This window comes from Halomonas sp. 707D4, assembly GCF_024158685.1.
Taxonomy (GTDB): Bacteria; Pseudomonadota; Gammaproteobacteria; order Pseudomonadales; family Halomonadaceae; genus Vreelandella.
The window spans coordinates 1-3,191 of sequence record NZ_JAMZBD010000364.1 but is presented as its reverse complement, the minus strand read 5'-3'; the positions used below and the strand labels follow the sequence as shown (position 1 = coordinate 3,191).

At 68.3% G+C, this 3,191-nt stretch carries 3 protein-coding genes; 1 reads left to right on the top strand and 2 read right to left on the bottom strand.

Features of this window, described 5'->3' with window-relative positions; genetic code table 11:
- A partial coding sequence (locus tag BIS11_RS13705; protein ID WP_301286470.1) for a (Fe-S)-binding protein occupies positions 1-1,633 on the top strand: 1,633 nt, incomplete at its 5' end.
- Here BIS11_RS13705 and trpC read toward each other — a convergent pair.
- Positions 1,630-2,433 carry an indole-3-glycerol phosphate synthase TrpC gene (gene trpC, locus BIS11_RS13700; protein WP_253423779.1) on the bottom strand — a complete coding sequence of 268 codons (804 nt, stop codon included), beginning with the start codon at positions 2,431-2,433 and terminating at the stop codon, positions 1,630-1,632. The two genes, BIS11_RS13705 and trpC, sit on opposite strands and share 4 nt — an antisense overlap.
- Positions 2,434-2,437: 4 nt before the next feature.
- The coding region (gene trpD / locus BIS11_RS13695) for an anthranilate phosphoribosyltransferase (RefSeq protein ID WP_253586294.1) at positions 2,438-3,191 on the bottom strand (754 nt) is incomplete at its 5' end.

Genomic DNA, 3,191 nt, shown 5'->3' with positions numbered 1-3,191 from the left:
GCTGTGGGGCGAGCACGGCAAGGGCGTGCGCTCGGAGTACGCCCCGCGCTTTTTCGGCGAGCTCTACCCGGCGCTCCAGCGGATCAAGGCGGCCTTCGACCCCTACAACCAGCTCAACCCGGGCAAGATCGCCACGCCCGCCAAGAGCAGCGAGGCGATCGCCGTCGACCGCGACCCGGAGCTTCTCGCCATCGACGGCGTGGCGCTGCGCGGCGAGCTCGACCGCACCATCGACGAGCGCGCCTGGCAGGCCTATGACGCGGCGGTCTACTGCAACGGCAACGGCGCCTGCTACAACTACGACGTCGATGATCCCATGTGCCCCTCCTGGAAGGCGACGCGCGACCGCATCCACTCGCCCAAGGGCCGGGCGAGCCTGATGCGCGAGTGGCTGCGCCTGCAGTCGGATGCCGGCATCGACGTGGTCGAGGAGTCGCGCAAGAAGAAAAGCGAGCGTGGTCTCGGCTTTCTCAAGCACCTGCCCGGGCGGATCAGGAACTCGCTCAGCCGCGAGCAGCACCACGATTTCTCGCACCAGGTGTATGACGCCATGGCCGGGTGCCTTTCGTGCAAGTCCTGCGCCGGCCAGTGCCCGGTGAAGGTCAACGTGCCACAGTTTCGTTCGCAGTTTCTCGAGGTCTACCACGGTCGCTACCTGCGCCCGCTGCGCGACTACGTGATCGGCGCCACCGAGTTCACCCTGCCCTGGCTCGCCAAGGCGGCGCCGCTCTACAACGCGGTGATCGAAAAGCGCTGGATGGAGCGGCTGATGCGCCGCGCCGTGGGCATGAGCGACTCGCCCACCCTGTCGCGGGCCAGCGTCAAGAAGCAGCTGCGCGCCTGGGGCGTGGCCGAGGCCACCCCGACGGCGCTGGCGCTGCTCACCGAGCGCCAGCGCGCCCGGAGCGTGATCCTGGTGCAGGACGCCTTCACCACCCACATGGAGGCGGACATGGTGCTCGACGTGGTGGAGCTGCTTTCCCGCCTCGAGTATCGGGTGTTCGTGATGCCCTATGCGGCCAACGGCAAGCCGCTTCAGGTGCAAGGGTTTCTGGGCGCCTTCGAGCGCACCGCCGAGAAGCAGGCCAAACGCTTGCGGGCGCTGGCGGAGTTCGAGATTCCGTTCGTGGGGATCGACCCGGCGATGACGCTCACCTATCGCCAGGAGTACGTGAAGGCGCTGGGCGTGAAGGCCGTGCCGCAGGTGCTGCTGCTGCAGGAGTGGCTGGCGACCCGCACCCCGAGCCTGGCGAGCCTTGCCCAGGGCCTCGAGGGGCCGCGTTTCAAGCTGTTGTCCCACTGCACCGAGAAGACCAACGCGCCGGGCAGCCCGCGCGCCTGGCAGCAGGTGTTCGCCGCCTTCGGTCTAGAACTCGATCTTCTCGAGACCGGCTGCTGTGGCATGTCCGGCACTTACGGCCACGAAACCCGTAACGTCGCGACCTCGAAGGCGATCTATGCCCAGTCCTGGCAGCCCGAGGTGGAAGCCGAAAAAGACCCGGCGACGCTTCTGGCCACCGGGTACTCCTGTCGCAGCCAGGTCAAGCGCTACTCCGACACCGCCCTCGCCCACCCGCTGCAGGCACTTTTGAAGTGCCTGCGCGAGCGCCGCTCGGGCACGGAAGGCGCCTAGAAGAACAGCTCCTTCAAGGCGAGGCCCGGGTCGTCCTGGCGCATGAAGGCCTCGCCCACCAGAAACCCCTCGACCCGGTGCTGGCGCATCCGGGTCACGTCGTCGCGGGTCAGGATGCCGGACTCGGTGATCACCGTGACGCCCTCGGGAATGCGCGGCAACAGCGCAAGCGTGGTGTCGAGGTCCGTCTCGAAGGTGTGCAGGTTGCGGTTGTTGATGCCCACGAGGGTGAGATCGAGCGCCAGCGCGCGCTCGAGCTCGGCGGCGTCGTGCACTTCCACCAGCACGTCCATGCCGAGCTCCGTTGCCCGGGCGTGCAGCGACGTCAGCGTCTGGTCATCCAGCGCCGCCACGATCAGCAGGATGCAGTCGGCCCCGATCGCCCGGGCCTCGGCCACCTGATAGGCGTGGGTGATGAAGTCCTTGCGGATGACCGGAAGCGCACACGCGCTGCGCGCGGCGATCAAATCGTCCTCGTGGCCCTGGAAGAAGTCCGCATCGGTGAGCACGGAAAGACACGCCGCCCCGCCCGCCTCGTAGCTCGTCGCGATCGCCGCCGGATCATAGGCGTCGCGAATCACGCCTTTCGAGGGCGAGGCCTTCTTCACCTCGGCGATGATCGCCGGGTCGCCGGCCGCGATGCGCCGGTTCAGGGCGGCAACGAAGCCGCGCGGCGCGCTCTGCTTCTCGGCGAGCGCGAGCAGGTCCTCCTCGGACACCGCCTGGCGACGCAGGGCGACCTCCTCGTCCTTGCGGGCGAGAATGCGGGAAAGAATGGTGGGCGTAGCCGGGTTCGTCATGCGGTTATCCTTTGAACACGCTGGTGAAGTGCGAAAGCTCCTTGAGCTTCTCGAGCGGAAGCTTGGAGGCCTGGGCGTCCTGAGCCACGGCCACGCCCTCGGCGAGGCTATCGGCCACGCCGGCGCAGTAGAGCGCCGCCCCGGCGTTGAGGGCGACGATGTCCGCCGCCGGCCCCTCGCCCACCAGCGCCGCCTTGACCAGGCGCAGGCTCTCCTCGGCGCTGGCGGCCTTCAGGCTCGCAAGGCTCTGGCGCTCGATGCCGAGTTCCTCCGGCGTCACGGTGTACTCGCGAATCTCGCCCTCCTTGAGCTCCGCCACCCGGGTGGGGGCTGCCAGCGATATCTCGTCGAGCCCGTCTTCGGAGTGCACCACCAGCACGTGGCGGCTGCCGAGTTTCTTCAGTGCCTCGGCCATCAGCCCGACCAGGTGCGGCGCGTAGACCCCCATCACCTGGTTGGGGGCGCCGGCCGGGTTGGTCAAGGGCCCGAGGATGTTGAACAGCGTGCGCACGCCCATCTCGCGGCGCGGGCCGATGGCGTGACGCATCGCGGGGTGGTGGTTGGGGGCGAACATGAAGCCCACGCCCACCTGCTCGATGCAGCGTGCCACCTGCTCCGGCGAAAGGTCCAGGTAGATGCCGGCGATATCGAACAGGTCCGCGCTTCCCGACGACGACGACACGCTGCGGTTGCCGTGCTTGGCCACGTGGGCACCGCCAGCAGCGGCCACGAAGCTCGAGGCGGTGGAGACGTTGAAC